Source organism: Flavobacterium pallidum, from assembly GCF_003097535.1.
In the GTDB taxonomy this organism is placed as follows: domain Bacteria; phylum Bacteroidota; class Bacteroidia; order Flavobacteriales; family Flavobacteriaceae; genus Flavobacterium; species Flavobacterium pallidum.
Map to the genome: position 1 here is coordinate 1,002,972 of NZ_CP029187.1, position 21,471 is coordinate 1,024,442.

Annotated in this window: 13 protein-coding genes; 5 read left to right on the forward strand and 8 right to left on the reverse strand. The window is 45.4% G+C overall.

Annotation, left to right across the window (positions count from 1 at the left end; translation table 11 throughout):
* Positions 1-34: 34 nt before the first annotated feature.
* The 6 genes from HYN49_RS04140 to HYN49_RS04165 all read right to left on the reverse strand — a co-directional run bounded on the left by HYN49_RS04140 (position 35) and on the right by HYN49_RS04165 (position 7,589).
* Positions 35-2,239, reverse strand: a complete 2,205-nt coding sequence (locus HYN49_RS04140; RefSeq protein ID WP_108902943.1) for a TonB-dependent receptor — start codon at positions 2,237-2,239, stop codon at positions 35-37.
* A 125-nt stretch (positions 2,240-2,364) separates the two neighbouring features.
* Complete coding sequence (locus HYN49_RS04145) at positions 2,365-2,712, reverse strand: hypothetical protein (RefSeq protein WP_146185049.1); 348 nt, start codon at positions 2,710-2,712, stop codon at positions 2,365-2,367.
* An 87-nt stretch (positions 2,713-2,799) separates the two neighbouring features.
* Complete coding sequence (locus HYN49_RS04150) at positions 2,800-3,789, reverse strand: aspartate-semialdehyde dehydrogenase (protein WP_108902945.1); 990 nt, start codon at positions 3,787-3,789, stop codon at positions 2,800-2,802.
* 120 nt (positions 3,790-3,909) lie between these two features.
* Positions 3,910-4,332 (reverse strand): large conductance mechanosensitive channel protein MscL, encoded by a 423-nt coding sequence (gene mscL, locus HYN49_RS04155; RefSeq protein ID WP_108902946.1) that lies wholly within the window; start codon positions 4,330-4,332, stop codon positions 3,910-3,912.
* A gap of 145 nt (positions 4,333-4,477) precedes the next feature.
* A complete protein-coding gene (locus HYN49_RS04160; RefSeq protein WP_108902947.1) occupies positions 4,478-6,922 on the reverse strand; it encodes a bifunctional UDP-N-acetylmuramoyl-tripeptide:D-alanyl-D-alanine ligase/alanine racemase in 2,445 nt (814 codons plus the stop codon).
* A gap of 28 nt (positions 6,923-6,950) precedes the next feature.
* Positions 6,951-7,589 carry a thymidine kinase gene (locus HYN49_RS04165; protein ID WP_108902948.1) on the reverse strand — a complete coding sequence of 213 codons (639 nt, stop codon included), beginning with the start codon at positions 7,587-7,589 and terminating at the stop codon, positions 6,951-6,953.
* A gap of 194 nt (positions 7,590-7,783) precedes the next feature.
* Between HYN49_RS04165 and HYN49_RS04170 the strand changes: the two genes are divergently transcribed.
* From HYN49_RS04170 to HYN49_RS04180, 3 genes are read left to right on the forward strand one after another with little or no spacing between them, the layout of a single operon-like run.
* Entirely contained in the window at positions 7,784-8,863 is a 1,080-nt protein-coding gene (locus tag HYN49_RS04170) for a hypothetical protein (protein WP_108902949.1), read from the forward strand.
* Between the two features lie 35 nt (positions 8,864-8,898).
* On the forward strand, positions 8,899-9,603 hold the full coding sequence (gene rsmI, locus HYN49_RS04175; RefSeq protein WP_108902950.1) for a 16S rRNA (cytidine(1402)-2'-O)-methyltransferase: 705 nt from the start codon (positions 8,899-8,901) through the stop codon (positions 9,601-9,603).
* Positions 9,604-9,643: 40 nt separating this feature from the next.
* Positions 9,644-10,273 (forward strand): hypothetical protein, encoded by a 630-nt coding sequence (locus tag HYN49_RS04180; RefSeq protein WP_108902951.1) that lies wholly within the window; start codon positions 9,644-9,646, stop codon positions 10,271-10,273.
* A gap of 97 nt (positions 10,274-10,370) precedes the next feature.
* On the opposite strand, the gene ade is transcribed toward HYN49_RS04180, so the two are convergent.
* Complete coding sequence (gene ade, locus HYN49_RS04185; RefSeq protein WP_108902952.1) at positions 10,371-11,996, reverse strand: adenine deaminase; 1,626 nt, start codon at positions 11,994-11,996, stop codon at positions 10,371-10,373.
* 102 nt (positions 11,997-12,098) lie between these two features.
* On the opposite strand from ade, the gene recJ reads away from it, so the two are divergent.
* Complete coding sequence (gene recJ, locus HYN49_RS04190) at positions 12,099-13,790, forward strand: single-stranded-DNA-specific exonuclease RecJ (RefSeq protein WP_108902953.1); 1,692 nt, start codon at positions 12,099-12,101, stop codon at positions 13,788-13,790.
* On the opposite strand, the gene HYN49_RS04195 is transcribed toward recJ, so the two are convergent.
* On the reverse strand, positions 13,787-14,545 hold the full coding sequence (locus HYN49_RS04195; protein ID WP_108902954.1) for a UDP-2,3-diacylglucosamine diphosphatase: 759 nt from the start codon (positions 14,543-14,545) through the stop codon (positions 13,787-13,789). The genes recJ and HYN49_RS04195 overlap by 4 nt on opposite strands.
* Positions 14,546-14,785: 240 nt before the next feature.
* Between HYN49_RS04195 and HYN49_RS04200 the strand changes: the two genes are divergently transcribed.
* Positions 14,786-21,403 carry a choice-of-anchor L domain-containing protein gene (locus HYN49_RS04200; RefSeq protein WP_108902955.1) on the forward strand — a complete coding sequence of 2,206 codons (6,618 nt, stop codon included), beginning with the start codon at positions 14,786-14,788 and terminating at the stop codon, positions 21,401-21,403.
* Positions 21,404-21,471: the final 68 nt, after the last annotated feature.

Genomic DNA, 21,471 nt, shown 5'->3' on the forward strand with positions numbered 1-21,471 from the left:
GTTTTTCCTGTACCCTGTAACTTGCACCCTGTACCTATAAATTAAAGTTTACGCCTAAAATAATATTCCTTCCGATATTCGGGATGCCATCGGTTTTCAGCCTTGATAAATGGGCGATGTATTTCTCATCGAAAATATTGTTGCCGTTTAAACTGATGTCGAACGCCGTTTTCCCGAATATTACTTTTCCACCCAAAGCCAGGTTGACCAAAGTATAGCCATCGGATTCCGTTTCAAAAGTCCCGACATGAGATTGGTTAAAAGTATGCGAAACATTTAGTGACGCGTAACCATCAGCGAAATTTTTAAGGTTGAATTCACCGCGTAACGTATTGTTCCAGTTGTTCGCCGGGATCAACGGTAAATAATCGCCATCTTTTCGCTTGCCATTGACCATTTCAAAACTCGTTTCATAATGCAGCCAGTCCAGCGGATGCGGATGGATGTGCAGCCCGATTTCGCCGCCGTATAAGGCCGCATCATCCTGTACGTACCGAAATACATCATAGCCGTCAATTTGTTCTGCCGTAGGCGAAGTGAAAATGTAGTGGTTCACGAAGTTGTAAAAACCATTGACGAAGAATTCAAAATGATCGTTGTTGTATTCCAGGTTTAAGTCGGTTTGCAGGTTTTGTTCCGTTTTTAAATCTGAATTTCCGATTTCGTAGCGGTTGGTCCCTTCATGTACGCCGTTCGAAGCGAGTTCGGCCAGATTAGGCGCACGAAAGCCCGAAGCCACATTCAGCCGAAGCGTCACCGGTTTGCCAAAATTTGTTTTGTATCCCAAAGCCGCATTAAAGCTGTCGAACGAACGGTGAACCGCTTCAAAGGACCCTTCCGTTCCTGTAATCCCGTGCGCATCGCTGCTGATTTTACGGTTGTCATATCGCAATCCGGCTTGTATTACGTTCGATTTCCATTCATAATTGGTGGTACCGAAAAAACCGATGTCATTGGTTACTGCATCGGGAATCAGGAATTCTGACGCTTTATTGGTATTGGATTGGTGCATGCCCTGAATCCCAAGAATGCTTTCCCATTTTCCTGTTTTTGGCAAATGGTATTTCGCATCATAATTGAAGGTATTGAGCTGCATTTTAAGATCCGGCGTGGCGTTTTCCTCGAATTCGTTCCTGGTATTTGAGATGTATCCCAAATCCAAATCCAGTTTTGAATTCCCGAAAAACAACGTGTTGTTCAGGCTCAGCAAATGGTTATAAACGCTTTGACGCGGATAATCCGGCGTTTTGCTGTTGGTTTGTTCCGCAATGCCGTCTTCTGGAATACCGAGCGAAAGCGCATTGAAATTGTACCTTAAAACACCGGAATAATTGTCATTGCTGAATCCGATGCCGGTTTTGAAATCCTTTTCGTTATAACGTGTGTTGGTCACTTTATCGCCATTTGGGACTGCATAATCGGACTGTGTCGTATAATTTCCGCGTGCGAGGAATTTGAGGTTTTCCGTCGAAGTCTTTAAGCCTAACGTAGTGCTGCTGCCCAAAGTATTAGAGAAAAAACGTTGCCCGAAATCAGCCTTGAACGCATTGGCGGCAGCAAATTTTTCAGGATTGAAATACAGTACGCCACCCAACGCATCGGAGCCATAAAGCAGTGATGCCGGGCCTTTGATGACTTCAACACTTTCTACTCCCGAATCATTTAAGCCCAAACCGTGCTCATCTCCAAATTGCTGGTTTTCGAGCCGTACGCCCTGGGAATATACCAAAACCCGGTTGCCGCTCAATCCACGAATGACGGGTTTCCCAATGGACGTTCCCGTGGAAATTTGTGAAACGCCCGGAATCGTGGCAATGCCTTCGACTAACGTAACTGCGCCTTTATGTTGCAATTGCCTTACATTGCTGTGCTCCACCTTCATGACATTCTGCGATTGCAGTTTATTAAAAACCGTTGAAACGACGACTTCATCCATCTTAAATTCAGATTGGAGTAGTGTAATGTTGAGCAGATTTTCACCCGGATTGAGCAAAACCGATTTGTTTTCGGTGTTATATCCGACAAATGAAAACGAAATTTTTACATTTCCCGAAGGCAGGTTGTTTAAAGTATACACGCCCGATTCATTGGTGATGGCACTTTTATGAACGTCCGGCAAAAACACCGAAACGCCCTTCAGTGGCTGATTGATACTATCTGTAACAACGCCCGATAATTTATTCTGGGCAAAATTCAATAGAGGCGACCCCAGTAAGAGGGCCAGTAATATTTTTTTCATTGGAAATGATTTAGTGTAAAATTGTAATGAGGTAATGTGAAAATCAGATAATTAGATAAAACCGGAGATGCTGAATCACTACAATTCAATATCTCATTTTCTAATTGCCGAATTTCTAATTCAATTTACACTAAAGCGGGAGGTCCCCGGAGCGCGAAAAGGCTTCCGCGGAAAAACTGCGTGATTTCGCGATTTTGTGAGAAAGGTTTGTCGGCTGTAAAAACCGGCTTTTGCATCTGAAAACTGAAAATTTCAGGTGTGGTGAAATTTGCAAAAACAAAATCACAAATGTGGCAGTGGTCCAGGCTTACGTGTTCATGCGAAAAGTTCTCGCTGCTTTGTTCCCCGTGGAGGCAATGTCTTTCCTTTTTGAATTCGGCGTAATGCGCCATTTCATGCACCGACTGCGACACGATGGCCGCCAACATCGACAGGGCGAAAAATACATTCAGGAAAACAAGCCTTTTTTTCATCGTTGCAAAGGTATCCATAAAAAGCAAAAACCATCTTTGTTTAACAGATTTGTAAGAAATGGCTTTTGTATCGTAAGCTTAAAATCGTTAGACCAGATTGTTTTTTACCAAATATTCCGCAATCTGGACGGTATTCGTAGCGGCACCTTTACGTAAATTATCAGCAACGATCCACATGTTCAACGTGTTTGGCTGACTCTCATCACGGCGGATCCTGCCTACAAAAACCTCGTCTTTTCCTTGTGCGAATTTCGGCATCGGATAGGTGTAAGTATCGGTATTATCCTGCACAACCACACCAGAAGTATTGTGCAAAATACTGCGCACTTCACTGACATCGAAGTCATTTGTAAATTCTACATTCACGGCTTCGCTATGCCCACCGACAATCGGCACACGGACGGCGGTTGCTGTCACATTGATGTTGTCGTCTCCGATAATCTTGCGGGTTTCGCGAACGAGTTTCATCTCTTCCTTAGTGTAGCCGTTGTCTTCAAAAATATCACATTGCGGGATGGCATTCCGGTGGATGGCATATTTATAAGCCATTTCCCCATTCACGCCGGCATATTCGTTTTCCAGTTGCTGCACAGCTTTAACGCCTGTGCCGGTAATGGATTGGTACGTCGAAACGATGATTCTTTTGATATTGTATTTTGCATGCAAAGGTGCTAAAACCAGCACCATTTGTATCGTCGAGCAGTTGGGGTTTGCGATGATTTTATCTTCTTTTGTCAAAAGATGCGCGTTGATTTCCGGTACGACAAGTTTTTTTGTCGGGTCCATCCGCCATGCGGAAGAATTGTCGATGACGGTCGTTCCTGCGGCTGCAAATTTTGGTGCCCATTCCCTTGATGTGTCGCCTCCGGCGGAAAATAATGCGATATCGGCTTTCATATCGACGGCTGTCTGCATGCCAACCACTTTATAGTGTTGCCCGTTGAATTCAATTTCCTTCCCGACGGATTTCTCCGAGGCTACGGGAATCAATTCGGTTACAGGGAAATTCCTTTCCTTTAATACTTTCAGCATCACTTCGCCAACCATTCCGGTAGCGCCAACAACAGCAACTCTCATAATATTTATTTTTTGCTTTGCAAAAGTAATATATTTCTTCGTTAGAAGATTTGTCAGAAAAAGAAAAACCACGCTTATCGGCGTGGTTTAAGTTAGAATATATAGTGTAGCGTACGGTTACTATTTGTTGCGAATCGCATCGCGGATTTCCATGAGTAATTTTTCCTCATTGGTTGGCGCTGGCGGCGCGGCAGGGGCAGCAGCTTCTTTTTTACGGGTTTTTTCAGCAGCCCTTAAAACGACAAAAATAAAGAATGCAATAATCACAAAGTTGATCACCGCCTGTACGAAATTACCATAAGTAATCACGGCAGCTCCCGCAGTTTTTGCCTCTGTGAGCGTGGCATATGATTTGCCGTCGAGCGTAATGAACTTCTGTGTGAAATCGATCCCGCCGGTAACAAGGCCTACTATCGGCATGATGATGTCATCTACCGCCGAGCTTACAATTTTTCCAAAAGCTGCACCGATCACTACCGCAGTAGCGAGGCTCAGCACATCTCCCTTCATCAGGGAAGCCTTAAAATCATTGAAAAATCCCATAGTTATAAATTTTTAATTGTTTTCAAATCTAAGTTAGGTAAATTTAACGATTATAGGAATTTTAGTTCATTAAAAGTTCCGAAACTCAAATCCAATTTCACGTTGCCAGTACCATTGGAATTTAAAATTGATTTTTTGTTTTTGTTTATTCCCTGTAAAAAACCCGCTTCACGCGCTGCGAAATGCCGGTCAGGATTTCGTAAGGGATTGTCCCCAATGCTTTTGCTATCTCATTGACCGTTGGGCTTTCGCCAAAAATCACGACGCGGTCACCTTCCTTGCAGGAAATGTTACTGATATCCACCATCAGCATATCCATGCAGACGCTGCCCAGTATAGGGGCTTTTTTGTTTTTTATAGTCACGAACCCTTTTTCATTGCCCCAGCCGCGCGAAATGCCGTCAGCGTACCCAATGGGAATCGTGGCGATTTTTGTGGGTTTGTCAGCAATAAATCTTCTGCCGTAGCCCACGCTGTCGCCTTCGGGAATGGTGCGGATTTGCGAAATGACCGATTTTAATGTGCCTACGTTTTCGAGTTGTTTCTGTTCCTCGGCATCATTAGAAATGCCGTAAAGCCCGATGCCAAGCCGTACCATATCGTATTGTGCGTCGGGGAAATTCGTAATGCCCGAGGTATTGAGCATGTGACGGATGGGATGGATTTGCAGTCCGGTCATCAACTTAGCCGATAGTTTTTCGAAGCGTGTAATCTGCGAAAGCGCAAAATCCTTAAAGCTTACATCATCGCTTGTAGCCATGTGTGACAGGATGCTTTTCACTTTGACGGACTTGTTTTCCTTTAAAATGGCAATGAGTTCGTCCATATTATTTTCCTCGAAACCGAGTCGGTGCATGCCGGTGTCGATTTTGATGTGGATTGGGAATTGCTCGAGTTTTCGCTGTTTTGCAATTTGTAAAAAGGATTTGAGTCCTTTGATGCTGTAAATTTCTGGTTCTAGTTCGTGCTGAATAATCGATTGAAAGCTCGTCGTTTCAGGATTCAGGACCATAATCGGCAATTTGATTCCAGCCGATTTCAATGAAATACCTTCGTCTGCGAAAGCCACGCCAAGGTAATCCACATGGTGGTGTTCGAGCAGTTTCGCAATTTCAAAACCGCCGTTTCCATAACCGAAAGCCTTGACCATGACCATCATTTTGGTTGCTGGTTTTAGCTTGGATTTAAAAAAATTCAGGTTGTGGCTGATCGCGTTCAGGTTGATTTCCAAAACCGTTTCATGCGTCTTTTCTTCCAATAACAGCACGATCCGCTCAAATTCAAAGGTACGCGCGCCTTTAATCAGGATGGTTTCATTTCCGAAAGACAGCGTGTCGAAAGCATCGATGAATCCTTCTGTATCCTTGAAAGTGATGCAATTCGCAAATTTATTCTTATAGGCCGAAATCGTTTCGCCAATACCGATCACGCGCTGGATCTTATTCGAAATCACCAATTGGGAAACCTTTGAGTACAGTTCGTCAGTGTCCAATCCACTTTGGAAAATATCGGACAAAATCAGCGTTTTTTTCTTGTATTGTTTTTGGCTTTCGAGAAAATCCAGTGCAATTTTCAGCGACTGGAAATCGGAACTGTAACTGTCATCAATCAAAGTGGTGTTGTTGATACCGTTTTTAACCTTGAGCCGCATTTCCACCGGATACAGCAATTCCATGCGTTGTTCAATCGTTTCATGGGAATAGCCGAAATGGAGCAAAACCATCAAACACTGGATCGCATTTTCAATCGAAGCGTCATCCTGGAACGGAATCTTGATTTCGAATACCTGGCCGTTGTGGCGGATTTTCAGAACGGTTTTGTCGACCATCGGTTTTTTGCCAATAAATACATCGGCGGATTCGTCTTTGCAGCTCCACGTAAACGTGGTCACTTTTTGGCTCAGGAATGCTTCGACGGTTTTATTCTTATGACAGATCAGGATGTCCGAGTGCGTAAACAATTTCAGTTTTTCCTTAATCTTTTCGCCTAAATTCGAAAAGCCTTCGTCATGCGCTGATCCTATATTCGTGAGCAGCCCGATCGTCGGGCGGATAATCGGCTCCAATTTCACCATTTCATTGACCGTGGAAATCCCGGCTTCAAAAATCCCTAAATTATGGTTCTCGTTAATCGACACCACCGAAAGCGGTACACCTACCTGCGAGTTATAACTTTTCGGGCTTCTGATAATGTTGTAATCCGGGCCAAGCAGGAAATTCAGCCATTCCTTCACGATTGTTTTTCCGTTGCTGCCCGTAATCCCGATTACCGGAAAATGAAACAATCCGCGATACCAGGCCGCAAATTGCTGCAGCGCGTCGAGCGTATTTTCTACTATGATGAAATATGCTTTTCCTTCAAGATTTTCGGGAATGTGCGTCACGACGAAATTCCGCACGCCGTTTTCAATCAGGTTGCTGATGTAACTGTGCGCGTCATAATTGGGTCCGGCAATGGCAAAAAACAAGGTGCCGGCACCATTCTGCAATGAGCGGCTGTCTATGGACACCGAATCGATTTCAAAATTTTCCGGCTTGCCATTGGTTTTGGCATTCAGGATCGGGATGATATTTGGGAGTGTAAGCGTCACGCTTTTTTGGTTTTAGCCAAAGAAAAAGTCAAAGAATCGAATCGGTCTTGTTGCGTTCGTTCCGTTCCTGGAATTCTTCCTTTTCGGCATGGTTATGCATCGCATTATAATAAGCCGCACGGCTTAACGGCTCGTATTCTTCAGTTTCGCCAAGCATGACGAGTTTGTCGCTGTCGGTTTTGCGGAAGCTGTAATGGGCGAGGTTTCCGGTTCTGGTACACACGGCATGCACTTTGGTCACATATTCGGCAGTGGCCATCAGGGCCGGCATCGGCCCGAAAGGATTGCCTTTAAAATCCATATCGAGTCCGGCAACAATCACACGGATTCCGGAATTGGCCAGATCATTGCATACGCTGATGATCTCATCGTCAAAAAACTGTGCCTCATCGATTCCGACCACTTCGCAACCCTGCGCCAAAAGGCGGATGTTGGCCGCGGCGGGGACCGGAGTCGAACGGATTTCGTTGCTGTCGTGCGACACCACCATTTCGTCATGGTAACGCGTATCGATGGCGGGTTTGAAGATTTCTACTTTCTGTTGGGCGAATTGCGCACGTTTGAGGCGGCGTATCAACTCTTCGGTCTTCCCTGAAAACATCGAACCGCAGATTACTTCGATCCAGCCAAATTGCTCTTTATGGTTTACTGTGTTTTCGAGAAACATTTTTTATTTTTCTGCCCGTAAAAATGAATAGTTTTTATTACTTTGTAACACGAACAAACGAAATATTTTTCTTTGGTTTGTCCGGTTTCAAATGTAGAAAAATTTTATGACGCTGACTTCTTTCGTTTGCGAAATATCACCCTGAAGAAGTTAATTTTTAATACCACACGCCAAATTCCTTATCTCCGAAAACTATGAAAAAAAAGCTGGAGGCTGACCTGATCAGCATCGCACACCGGATCCTGAAACTCAAGAATAAATCAGAACTCGACCAACTTTACCTTGAAACGCAGCAGCTTTATGAAAAATTAGCCGTCCTTAAGTTTGTCGAAAATCATTTTGCCGATGCCAAACCTACGATTGGGCATCAGGAAGTAACCGGGGCGTTGCAGGTTGTTTTTGATCAACAACAAGACGCTTCCGCAGAAAATCATGACGACAATGCTTCCGCAGAAAACACTCCGGAACAGCAAACACAAACGGAAGCCATATCGGAACCTCAAAATCCAGAACAGGAAGCCGAAGCCACGGACGAAGAGCATGAATCCAATCCGGAAGTTGCAGAAGAAGCGCTAGTAGCTATCGAGGACGAGCCAGCTGACGAAAATAAAGACATCGCAAATGGTGAAGAAACTCCGGAAGAGGAAGCTCTAACATCCGAAGATGAATCTATCCAAAGCGAAACGAAAGCAGAAGAACAACCTTCCTTCGACCTTGAATTTGAAAAGAAACAAGACGCGCCGAAGGAAACTCCAAAAAATCAAATTTCGTTTGAGGATTTCTTAGGCAATTATACCGAACCGGTTTTTGAGAAAGTGAGTGACAAGAAGGAACAAGCAGCTGTTGAGGAAACCGCTGCGGCTATAGAAGAGGAAGAAAAACCTGCGCCCGCAGAGGAATCGAACGAGGTGGACACGGAAGAAACAACAGACACAGGAAACGAAGAAGTTCTTGAAGACGAGCCGGAAGAAGAAGAAACGCCTACAGAGGAAAAACTGCCAGAACCGACATACGAACCCGTACAACCCGCAACCGACAAGCCGCTGCGTTCGTTTACCTTCGGGTTAAACGACCGCGTGGGATTTGAGAAGCACCTTTTCGGGGGCAGCAGCGAAGACATGAATCGCGTAGTGTCGCAACTCAGCACGTTTGATTCGTTTGACGAAGCCCGTGATTTTATCGAGGATATGGTCAAGCCCGATTACAACAATTGGGACGGAAAAGATGATTACGCACAGCGGTTCATGGATATTATAGAGCGAAAATTCAACTGATTTTATAACCACGGGAAGCCGTGGTTTTCTTTTATATGGGCAAATTATACATCGTTCCGACACCGATCGGCAACCTCGAAGACATGACCTTCCGCGCGATCCGCGTATTAAAGGAATCCGACCTCATTTTAGCGGAAGACACGCGTACCAGCGGCAAACTCATGAAGCATTTCGAAATCGCCACGCACATGCACAGCCACCACATGCACAACGAGCACAAAACCGTGGAAAATCTTGTGGCACGGCTTAAAGGCGGTGAGACCATCGCCCTGATTTCTGATGCAGGCACGCCAGCGATTTCCGATCCTGGTTTTTTACTGACACGCGCCTGTGTCGAAAACGGGATTGATGTGGAATGTCTGCCCGGAGCCACAGCTTTCGTACCGGCTTTAGTAAACAGTGGATTGCCTAATGACCGTTTTATCTTCGAAGGATTTTTACCGGAAAAGAAAGGAAGGCAGACAAGGTTTTTAGCATTAGCGGAAGAAGCACGCACGATGATTTTTTATGTGTCACCGCATAAACTGGTGAAGACTTTAGCGGAATTCGTGCAGTATTTCGGGGAAGACAGGCCGGTTTGTGTGTCGCGGGAATTGTCGAAGCTTCACGAGGAAAATGTGAGGGGAACCACTAGTGAGGTCCTGAAGCATTTTGAAGTTAAAGCTCCGAAAGGGGAAATTGTTGTGGTTGTTGGGGGGAAGGTGGAGAGGAAAGAATCAAGAGTCAAGAATCAAGATTAGGGTGGTGTTTATGATTTAGCGGAAATTTTGCAAGTGTACTATGTTAAAAGAAATTATAGCAATTTTATTTTCAGTTGCAGCCTTAACAGGTTCGATCCTTTGGTTTGTTAAAGAATTTATCAAAAAAATGTTCGACGCTGATTCAGAGAGATTAAAAAGCAAGCTAATTCTTGAAAATCAAAAATATACCAAACTTCAAAACGAACAATTTGAAACATTAAAATTAATTTATTCAAATCTTATGAAAACGGAAGAATTAATAAATGAATTTTATGGCATAATTAAAGATGATGTTAAGTTTTCAAAGCAACATAAAAATCGAGTTGTTGCGCCTTTAACAAATTTAATTTTTCAAACTCAAAGGCATTTCAAAGAAAATAGAATTTTTATACCTAAAGTTCTTGTTCCTAAAATTGAAAATGTAATAGATAAATTATTTTTGTGTCATACAAAATCTGCACTAGCTTTAATTATTAAATCTGACGAACATTTTGATGAAAACGGAAACTATTTAGGAATTGTAAGTAAACAGTTTAACGAAATTTCGAATGATAGAATAGAAGAATTTAAAGAGGTTCTTTTATTAATCGAAAAAACTAAAGATGAAGAATTACCAAAATTAATTGCTGACACGGAAATTGAATTTAGAAAAATATTTGGATCCAAATAAAAAATTTCTACTAATAGAGTTTAAGCAGTTACTAGTTTTTTATTTTAAATTTCCCTCACTTCCAGTAACACAATCTTTCAGCGCAGTGGTCTTTTCTCTAGCCCACCCCCAACCCCACAAACTCAAACTTACTCCCACTAAACAAACCCTTATCCGATAATTTCAAATCCGGAATTACGAGTAAAGCCATAAACGACAACGTCATAAACGGAGCGTTCAATCGACAGCCGAAACTTTTCGCCAGTTTGTCGATTTCCTGGTATCTTTTACCTGTTTCCCAACCGTCAAGGTCGCTGATGATGCCTGCGATGGGGAGTGGTAGTATGTTCTGGATTTTCTTTTCTACCGCACAAACGCCGCCTTTGTTTTCAATGATGAGGTTCACGGCGCTGCAGATTTCCTCGTCGGAAACACCAATGGCAACGATGTTGTGGCAATCATGCGCGACGGAACTCGCAATCGCTCCCTTCTTGAATCCGAAGTTTTTGATAAAGGCTACGGCTGGCTTCGCATTTTTTTCATAACGGTTCACAACGACGATTTTCAGGATGTCGTTTTGGGTGTCCGAAATGATTTTGCCATCTTTTAATAATGGTTTCAGGTGCAGTTCATTCGTAATTAACTGCCCTTCCAAAGCTTCGATCACACGGATGTTGCCACCCGAACCGGAAACCTCAAAATCGGATGGTTTTTTTGCCGCAGCCTTAAAATTATTTGGTTTTGAAAATACCACCCTGTCGATAAATGATTGGTCGTTCTCAGCGACAAGCTGCCCGTTGATGTAGGTTTGCAGTACATTAAAATCAATCAGATCTTCAACGACAATGAAATCGGCGGGGTCGTTTTCCCGCAGGGAACCGACAGGGATTTTATAATGGTCTATCGGGTTGAGGCACGCCGCCTGCAACACCTTGAACACATCGATGCCTTTTGAAACGGCACGCGCGCACAATTCGTTGATGTGCCCGACAATCAGGTCATCGGGATGTTTGTCATCAGAGCAGAACATCATATTCTCATAATGCTTCGAAAGCAAATACACCAAAGCCTCAAAATTCTTCGCGGCGCTGCCTTCCCTGATGATGATTTTCATGCCGAGCGCCAGTTTCTCCAACGCTTCCCTGCTCGTAAAACATTCATGGTCAGTGGTGACTCCGGCGTTAACGTACTTTTTCAACCCATCGCCGGTGACCGCCGGAGCATGGCCGTCAACGGGTTTGTTGAAGTGTTTCGCCCAGGCGATTTTTTTCAGCACTTCGGCATCGTCGTAAATCACGCCGGGATAATTCATCATTTCGGCGAGGTAATAAATATCTGCGGAAGCGAGCAGATCCTTAATCCCTTCCGAATCGATGACGGCGCCGGCAGTTTCAAAAGACGTGGCGGGCACACACGACGGCGCTCCGAAATGGAATTTAAATGGGACTTTTTTACCATTCTCAATCATATATTCCACGCCTTTTGCGCCGAGGACATTCGCAATTTCATGCGGATCGGAAATCGTGGCGACCGTACCGTGCGTGACGGCAAGCCTTGCAAATTCGGACGGCACGAGCATCGAGCTTTCGATATGGATGTGCGCATCGATGAAACCGGGCATGATGTACTGCTTTTCCCAATGGCGTTTTTCGACGATCGAGATGATGCGGCCGTCATTCACGGTGACGATTCCGGGATATATGCGCTTGTTGCGGATGTCGACGATTTGTCCTTTAAGTTCCATTGTGAAGGTTTTTTGGAAATAAATTGTGGTTGTAAGAAACAAAATATTTCCCGATTTATGCTACTTTTGAAACACACTTTATACACCATACAAATCAACTCTATGCGCTGGACACTCCAACCCTCACCCGAACCTGAAAAGGTACAATCGCTTTCACAAACCTTGAACATTGATCCGCTTGTGGCAAGATTGCTGGTACAACGCGGCATCGAAACCTATGAAGATGCGCGGAAATTTTTCCGGCCAAGCCTCGACGACCTGCACAATCCGTACCTGATGAAGGACATGGACAAGGCAGTTTTACGGATTGAAAAAGCGATTGAAAACGGCGAGAACATCCTGGTTTTCGGGGATTATGACGTGGATGGCACGACGGCGGTCTCGTTGGTTTCTTCGTATTTAAAGACCATTTACCCGAATGTGGCGACGTACATTCCGGATCGTTATGCGGAAGGTTACGGCATTTCGTACACCGGTATCGATTATGCCGATGACAATGGCGTTTCACTGATTATTGCGTTGGATTGCGGCATAAAATCCATCGATCACGTTGCTTACGCAAAAGAAAAAAACATCGATTTCATCATTTGCGACCACCACCGCCCGGGCGATATTTTGCCTGATGCGGTGGCGGTTCTGGATCCGAAAAGAACCGATTGCCATTATCCGTATGATGAACTTTGCGGTTGTGGGGTCGGGTTTAAGCTGATCCAGGCCCTCGGCGCCGAACGCGGGCAAACGATTGATGATTTGCTGCCGTACCTTGACCTGGTTGCTGTGGCGATTGCCGCCGATATTGTGCCGATTACGGGCGAAAACAGGATTTTGGCGCATTTCGGATTGCAGGTGATCAATTCGTTCCCGAGGAATGGGATCAAGGCTTTGGTGTATTTATCCAAAAAGCAAAAACTCGACATCACCGATGTGGTGTTCATTCTTGCCCCTAGGATCAATGCGGCGGGAAGGATCCGCCACGGGAACCATGCAGTGGAATTATTGACCGAAGCCGATTTTGACCAGGCTGTTTTATACGCTTCGGAAATTGAAAAATACAACGCTGACCGCAAGGAACTCGACAAGCAGATCACAATGGAGGCTTTGGCACAAATTGAGGAAAATAACGAGCAGGAGCATTTTACGACAGTGGTTTTTAAAGACAGCTGGCATAAAGGCGTGATTGGTATCGTCGCGTCACGATTGATTGAAACCTATTACCGCCCGACGATCGTGTTTACGGAATCGGGTGAAAAATATGCCGCTTCGGCGAGGTCCGTGAGCGGATTCGACGTGTATGATGCTTTGGAACACTGTGCGGAACACCTCGAGCAATTCGGAGGGCATAAATATGCGGCGGGCATGACGTTGAAAAAGGAAAACTATGCCGCTTTCAAAAACGCATTCGAGCAGTGTGTGCGTGCGACGATTCCGCAGGAACTTTTAACGCCGGAAATCAGGATTGACGCGGAAATCGATTTTTCGGAAATTACGCCGAAGCTGACCCGGATATTGAAACAGTTCGAACCGTTTGGCCCGATGAATATGGCACCGGTTTTCGTAAGCCGGAATGTCACCGATACCGGCTATGCGAAGAAACTCGGCAATGACGAATCGCACTTAAAACTGTTTCTCAAACAGGGAAATTCGGAGGGTTTCGGGGCGATTGGTTTCGGGTTGGGCAAAAAAATTGATGTGGCTTCAGAAAAGAAACCGTTCGATGTGGTTTTTTGCATTGATGAAAATCAGTGGAACGGAACGGTAAGCGTGCAGTTACGGGTTAAGGATATTGGTAATTAACCTTTATATTCCACAAGCTCAAAGGTTTCTCCGTCAAAAACGCCATACGTAAAATACCCGATCCAGTCGCCAAGGTTCACATATTCGGAATTTTCCCCGACGGAAAGCTTCATTGGCAGATGCCTGTGCCCGAAGACAAAGTAATCATAATGTTTTTTCTCGAGTTTCCTTTTCGCATACAGTACGAGCCATTCATTGTCCTCGCCCAGGAATTTTACATCGGCATCCCCTGAAATCAATTTGTTTTTTACTGAAAGATATTGGGCCAATTTTACGCCCAGATCCGGATGCAGCCAACGGTACAACCATTTGGAAAACGGATTGGTGAACACCTTTTTCATGCGTTTATAACCTTTGTCACCCGGGCCTTTGCCGTCGCCATGGCCGATGAGGAAGGTTTTTCCGCCAAAAGTATATTCCTGGTTGTCGTGGTACACGGGAATGTTCAACTCTTCCTGGAAATAATTGTGCATCCACAGATCGTGGTTGCCTACGAAAAAATAAATTGGGATGCCGCTGTCTCGTATTTCGGCGAGTTTTCCGAGCACTCTTACGAATCCTTTCGGCACGACCGTATTGTATTCAAACCAAAAATCAAAAAGGTCACCAAGAAGGAAGATGACACCCGCATCCGTTTTAACGGAATCGAGCCATTTCACGAATTTTTGCTCCCGGGGGAAACTGAGTTCCCTGGTTGGTGCCCCAAAATGCTGGTCGGAAGCAAAATAGATTTTCTTACCGTCGGATAATGGCATGATTTTGAATTTGGCCTCAAAGATAAGCATTGTTGTGGAATCAATGGAAACTGAAAATTTCGAAATCGATTTATTGCAGGAAAAATCTGTTAAACATTAAATAATGTTCAGAGAAGTGTTACATATGACTTCTATATTGAGGATTTTGTGAAATATCGGGTTTTTTCTTTTTTTTATTTAATTTTCGTTAATTTTGAGTTAACACCTCTACAATTTAAATTCCTTAAACCTTTTCATTTTATGAAAAAAATTACACTATTATTCACCTTTCTTCTTTTTTCCGTGCTGGGATACAGTCAGTTGGAAAGTTTTGAAGCAGGAATCCCATCGACATGGGCCGTGATGAACGGCACCAACGGTGTCGGCGCATTACAGCCATGGATCTTAAACACGACCAATTGGCCTTTACCAACTTCTCCACGTTCACCTTACCCGGGGTACGATGATCCTACAGGAACTGAGAACGCAGCTTATGTGAACAACGAGCAGATTGGCATGGGTAATACGGAAGAAGACTGGCTCATCATGAATCAGAGGATGATTCCCGCAAACGGGCAATTGCAGTTCCGGACCAGGCTGACAACAGTAGCTGACCAGGGAACGATATACGAAATACGTGTGTCTACGAACCCTACCCAGACCAACCAGGCAGCTTATACCGTGTTGCAAAGCTGGGGTGAGGATGATATGATCGACGCTACGCAGCCATTGGAGAATTATCAATTGGTTAAGGTTGATTTTCCTGCAGCGTTACAGGGACAGAATGTATATGTGGCTTTTGTGAGGAAGTTTACACAACTTGGCACAGCCAGGGCCGGTGACCGCTGGCTTATTGATGATGTGAATATTATAGAAAAATGTGCGGATCCTACGGGTTTTGAGATTATCCCCACATCAATCGCCTCGACGAGCGTTACCTTATCGTGGACGAATGCGCAATTGTCTACAAATTTTGAAGTTGCTGCCATTCCGGCTGTGGATGAATTTACTGGTGTCGGCACACCTATAACGGTGTCTGCGACCAATCCGGCCACTTATTTTTATGGTGGTTTACAGCCTGGTCTTACCTATAAGTTTTATCTGAGAAGGGCCTGTGGCACTGGAACGGATATATCTTATAGTAACTGGGTCGGACCGGTTATTGGTACTTTACTGCCATTGGGATCGGTTTGTGCGGATCCTCTAGTCATCAGCGGACTGCCTTTCCAGGTTGTTAATGGAAATACCGCACCTTTCGGTGATGACATTGATACCCCTCAGGGAGCTTCCTGCGGAGCGCTTCCTGTCGGGACAAATTACCTTCAGGGCAATGAGGTGTTTTATAGTTATACTGCCGATGCCACTGGCCCTATCAGCGTGACAATGACACCGATTGGCGCTTCGTCGACCAATTCCTCCGTCTTTGTATACCAGAATTGCTCGAGCATAGGGGTGAATTGCCTCGCAGGAGCGGCCAGTTCCAATTTAAATGTCAGGAATTTTACCCTCAGCGTAACTGCCGGACAGACGTATTACATAGTTATTTCTTCGGGAGGAGCCACACAAACCATTGCATACAATCTTTTGATACAAAAAGAAGATTGTACACCCAAACCTGCAAATTTAAATGCAGCCGGCATCCAATTGACCCAGGCGACTTTATCATGGGATAATCCAAGCAATTATACCTCATGGCAGGTGTCAGTGCAACCTTTGGGAAGTGCTGTGCCTTCAGGGCCAGGTGAGGATATTGTAACAGGCACCCCTGAGTTGATTAAGACAGGCCTGAACCCGGCTACCCAATACCAATTCTGGGTAAGGGTAGAATGTACTGCCGGTTCAGGAGTTTACAGTGCCTGGGCGGGGCCTTATCCGTTTAACACCCTGATTTGTGATCCTTCACTGGCTTGTAACTATACTTTCCGGATGAACAATACCACAGCTGCCGGTTGGGGAGCGACAAGGATGCAGGTAAGGCAGAATGGTATCGTTGTAGCGACCATCGGAGCGGGTTATACTTCAGGCATAGGCCCGGTGGATGTGAGTGTTCCTCTATGTGACGGGATCCCTTTTGACCTTTTCTGGAGTGTAGCGGGAGCCAGTCCGCAACAAAGGATTGTATCTGTAATCAACTCGTTCGGGCAAACCATTTTTACAAAACCGGCAGGTACCGGTACCGTCAATTCGGTGGTGTATACCGATGTTGCAAATTGTACCACGCCGCGTTGTGATTTGACCCCGACGGGCCTCGCTGCGAATAACGTTTTTACCAATACGGCTGAAATATCATGGGTGGCGCCGGCTACGAATTCATGGGACATTTATCTGGTGTCGCCGCAAACCCCTGCGCCGGACGCAACTACAACTCCTACATTTAATGACATCAGTGACAATCCGTATGCGTTAACGGCATTGACTCCGGATACGGATTATGTATTTTATGTACGCGTGAACTGTCCTACGGGCGATTCAGCATGGGCTGGCCCTTTTCCGTTCCATACTTTACCAACCTGTCCTAAGCCAACGAATTTGGGAACCGGAACCATTACCATGACAAGCGCTGAGCTTACCTGGGTGAATGGCACGCCTACCGATTCACTTTGGGAAATATTATTGCTGCCTGGCCCAACTGCACCGCCAGCTCCGGCTCCATCACCGGCTGACCCTACAGTCCCTGCGGGAGGTTTCTTTTTCCAGACCACCAACTCGCAGTTGCATGAGATCAATACCTTAAGCGCGGCAACGATTTATTACTATTATATCAGGACGATTTGCCCGGGTAACGATAAGAGTACCTGGTCTGGCCCATTTATTTTCAACACGGTGACCTGTGATCCGGTTGATAAATGTGATTACAAGTTTATCATGACCGACTCAGGCAACAACGGCTGGAATGGTGCCAGAATGCAGGTAAGGCAAAATGGCATCATCATACAAACCATCGGTCAGACGATTTCCGGAGGCGGTGGGCCTGTAACGGTCACCGTTCCACTTTGTAATAACGTTCCCTTCGATTTATATTGGAGTGTTGCGGGAACACAGCCTGCACAGGTAGGTGTTTCTGTCCAAAATCCTTTTACCGATATCGTTTATACTAAATTGCCTGGAGAGGGTGCGCCCCTTACGGTGCTTTATGCCGATAACGTTTTGGGGAATTGCGTCCCTCCGACCTGTCCGAAACCAACAGCTTTGGATGTAAACGTCACCCAAACCACACAAAACTCAGTGGAGCTGACGTGGACTGAAAGCGGAAGCGCTACCCAGTGGGAAGTCTATGCCGTTCCCGTAACCGGCGCTACTCCGCCTGTAAACGGATCCCCTGTAACAGGAACCGGAGCGTATCATATTGCCAATGCTAATAGTCCGTATGTGCTTACAGGATTACAGCCGGGAACCACTTACATTTATTATGTCCGCGCCATTTGTTCGGACACTGATGTCAGTACATGGACGATACTGAATCCTAAAACCTTTACTACCAAACCGGTTAATGATGAGTGTGAATTTGCAACAATCGTTCCGGTAAATACGACAAGGGATTGTGTGTTATCAGTCACTGGAAACACATTGGGCGCGACACGCTCACTTCCGAATACTGCACCGGTTTGTCCTGGAAATACCGATGATGATATCTGGTTCAGCTTCCAGGCCACTTCCACCGTCCATATTATTACCATCAGCGATATTGTAGCCTCTGTACCAGCTGCGGCCGATATCAATCACACTTTGTATTCAGGCAACGATTGCGCCGCATTGACACAAATGTACTGCAGCAATCCAAACATAAGCATCGCTACAAATCTCGTCATCGGAAACTGGTACAAAATCAGGGTCTACACCAGCACGGGGAATGTAGGACCATCTGCATCATTCAAATTATGCATTACTACACCGCCGCCGGTGCTCAATGACGAATGTGCTACAGCAACAACCGCAGTGGTAAACACGGGTATCGAATGCCTGGTATCAACACCGGCTTCTATTACAGGCGCGACACCATCTCCGCAGACAAGTACCTGTGCTGGAACTGAAGATGATGACATCTGGTTTGAATTTACAGCCACAAGCACGAAACAGATCATCACCTTGTCAAACATTGTCGGGACCACAGAAAACCTTAGTCATGCCTTATATCATGGTGACCAATGCGGGGCCATGACGTTCATGTATTGCAGTGATCCGAATGAAAGCATCGTAAACAACCTTGTAATTGGCGATAAGTATAAAATCCGTGTGTGGACGAATGAGGCCACGCTACAGGATGTTACTTTCGATCTTTGTATCGGTCGTATCCTTCCGCCAATCACTACCAATACGAACCAATATACCGTTCCACAATTGGTACAGGATGTATTCCTTGGATCGGATTGTGCTCTGGTAAGCAACGTTACCTGGTCGACAGGAACGAACTTTGGCTCTACGAACGGAATCGGTTACTTTAATAAAGCGCTTTCCGAATTCGAATACGATTACGGAATTATCCTGAGCACAGGAAACGCACTGAATGTTCCGGGACCTAACGATTCTTTATTAAGTGATGGCGGTTTCGGCTGGCCCGGCGATGCTGAACTTGAAACGGCAACCAACATGGATACGCAATCGCAGAATGCCACGAAACTTGAGTTTGATTTCATTCCGTATGGTGACGAGCTGAACTTCCACTATAAATTTGCATCAGAGGAATATGGTGACTTCCAATGCGCCTATTCAGATGCCTTTGCGTTCCTGCTGACAGATACCACAACGAATACGACAACGAATATTGCCGTATTGCCTGACGGCACGGAAGTATCCGTCACTAATGTGCGCAACGGCCTTTATAACGACAATTGCGGCTCTGTTCACGAGCAGCAATTTGAAACGTATTATGGCGACAACGGCGTCAATCCCATCGGTGCTCCCATCAATTACGATGGTATTACAGTGGATCTTACTGCACACGCCCAGGTTACTCCCGGCACGCTTTACCATATCAAACTCGTTATTGGCGACAGACTTGACAGCAATTATGATTCTGTCGTTTTCCTTAAAGGAGGAAGTCTTGACATCGGAAATGTAGAACTTGGAAGCGATTTCCTTGAAGCGGATGGAAGCGCCATCTGTATAGGCGACAATGTAACGATTGCCTCAAGCCTCAATCCGGATGAATATGATTTCGTATGGCTTAAAGACGGCGAAATTATCCCGAATGAAAATGGTGAAAATCTTGTTGTTCAGCAAGAAGGGGTATATACGGTACAGGCGACTTATGAGAATACCACCTGTGTCACTTCAGATTCTGTAACGGTACAGTATTTCCAGGATGCTGTTGCAGGGCAGCCTGCGAATTTATTGAATTGTGATGCCAATGGCACCGCTTCTTTCGACCTTACGGCAAATCAGAATACCATCATGGCACCATTCGCCCCGGGAACACATGACATTCACTATTATCTTTCACAAGAAGATGCGGAAGGCAGCACAAATGAAATCACGGATCTGACAAATTTCACGGGCTCAAACAACCAGACAATCTATGTAAGGGTCAATAAGCTCACCACCACCTGCCACCAGTTCGTATCATTTACATTAGTGGTGCAGGATTTGAGGCCGCAGTTTACATTGACAGCGGATAATCCGGCCGTGTGCCCTTTTGGGACGACAACACTTAGTGTTGTGCCGGTTAATTTCACAATAGGCGATGCCTCCATTTCGTATAAGTGGTTCTATCTTGGCAACTTAATTCCGAATGAGAATGGCCCGACGCTTACCCTTACCGGAACAGCGCCGGACAGCCCAATCAATTACGGTGACTATTCTGTAACGGTAACATATGCGGCTAACGGAATTGGTGCCGGATGTGACAATACGGAACATCTAGAACTTACTCAGGGCACTTTCGACTGGGATATCAGTGTTACCGGACCGGCATTACTTTGCCCTCAGGGATCCGGAGACCTGGTTGTTACTATTACAGGCAATCCGGACAATGTGCCGGTGAAGTATACTTACAGATTATTGCCGAATGGAACTCCTGTTTCTGTTTTCAGCAACGTATTTACCATTTCCGGACAAGAAGCCGGGACTTATGAAATCGTCGCCGACATCCAGGGATGTACCAGTGAGCCGAAAACGTTTACGGTAACCCAGACCACACAGGCCGACTATCATGTAACGTTCGGCGGGCCATACAGTGCTTGCATCAACCAGTTTGTGACACTTGCCTTTGATGCATTGGATTTCGATATCAATGAACCTTCTGCGGAATATACCTGGAAGCTCAACGGCGAAACCGTTGGTACCGGACTTACCTATGACGCACAGGTTACCGGAAATGTCGAATATGAATTGGTTGTCAAAGTTTTTGGATGTGAAAAATCATTTTTTGTACCGGTCACCGTGAATGATTCTTCCATCAGTATTGAATTCACCGCGGAATGTAATGGCAACGATTTCGTCATTACGGCGCTTCCTGTAAACGGATCCTTTAACCCGCAGTCGGCCACTTTCGACTGGCGCGGCGGAACGTTCAGCCAGGGCCCTGTTCCGGGATCGATCATTGCGACCACTGCACCGACCACTTATTATGTTATTGTAAGTGAAGGGGGCTGCAGCTCGGAAGATTCGGTTACGATTTCTGACATTTCCTGTATGATACAAAAAGGAATCTCCCCGAACAACGACACGAAGAACGATTCGTTCGACCTGACGGCACTGAACGTGAAGCACCTGAGTATCTTCAACCGCTACGGTACGGTAGTTTATGAGTATACGGACTACACCGACCAATGGGTTGGCCAATCGAACAAAGGCGAAGAGCTTCCTGACGGCACGTATTTCTATGTGATAGACAAGGCCGACGGCGAGCAGAGGACCGGATGGGTTTACATCAACAGATAATCAAGAACAGGAAAAAAGGATATGCTGCCCCTCGGGGCAGCTTTCATAACCAAATGAAATAACAATCA

What these genes read in the sequence shown, in the direction of transcription:
- HYN49_RS04140 (WP_108902943.1), bottom strand. Translation starts at nt 2,239, where the DNA reads ATGAAAAAAATATTACTGGCCCTCTTACTGGGGTCGCCTCTATTGAAT.
- HYN49_RS04195 (WP_108902954.1), bottom strand. Translation starts at nt 14,545, where the DNA reads ATGCCATTATCCGACGGTAAGAAAATCTATTTTGCTTCCGACCAGCAT.
- HYN49_RS04200 (WP_108902955.1), top strand. Translation starts at nt 14,786, where the DNA reads ATGAAAAAAATTACACTATTATTCACCTTTCTTCTTTTTTCCGTGCTG.
- mscL (WP_108902946.1), bottom strand. Translation starts at nt 4,332, where the DNA reads ATGGGATTTTTCAATGATTTTAAGGCTTCCCTGATGAAGGGAGATGTG.
- HYN49_RS04165 (WP_108902948.1), bottom strand. Translation starts at nt 7,589, where the DNA reads ATGTTTCTCGAAAACACAGTAAACCATAAAGAGCAATTTGGCTGGATC.
- ade (WP_108902952.1), bottom strand. Translation starts at nt 11,996, where the DNA reads ATGGAACTTAAAGGACAAATCGTCGACATCCGCAACAAGCGCATATAT.
- recJ (WP_108902953.1), top strand. Translation starts at nt 12,099, where the DNA reads ATGCGCTGGACACTCCAACCCTCACCCGAACCTGAAAAGGTACAATCG.
- HYN49_RS04170 (WP_108902949.1), top strand. Translation starts at nt 7,784, where the DNA reads ATGAAAAAAAAGCTGGAGGCTGACCTGATCAGCATCGCACACCGGATC.
- HYN49_RS04145 (WP_146185049.1), bottom strand. Translation starts at nt 2,712, where the DNA reads ATGAAAAAAAGGCTTGTTTTCCTGAATGTATTTTTCGCCCTGTCGATG.
- HYN49_RS04150 (WP_108902945.1), bottom strand. Translation starts at nt 3,789, where the DNA reads ATGAGAGTTGCTGTTGTTGGCGCTACCGGAATGGTTGGCGAAGTGATG.
- HYN49_RS04180 (WP_108902951.1), top strand. Translation starts at nt 9,644, where the DNA reads ATGTTAAAAGAAATTATAGCAATTTTATTTTCAGTTGCAGCCTTAACA.
- rsmI (WP_108902950.1), top strand. Translation starts at nt 8,899, where the DNA reads ATGGGCAAATTATACATCGTTCCGACACCGATCGGCAACCTCGAAGAC.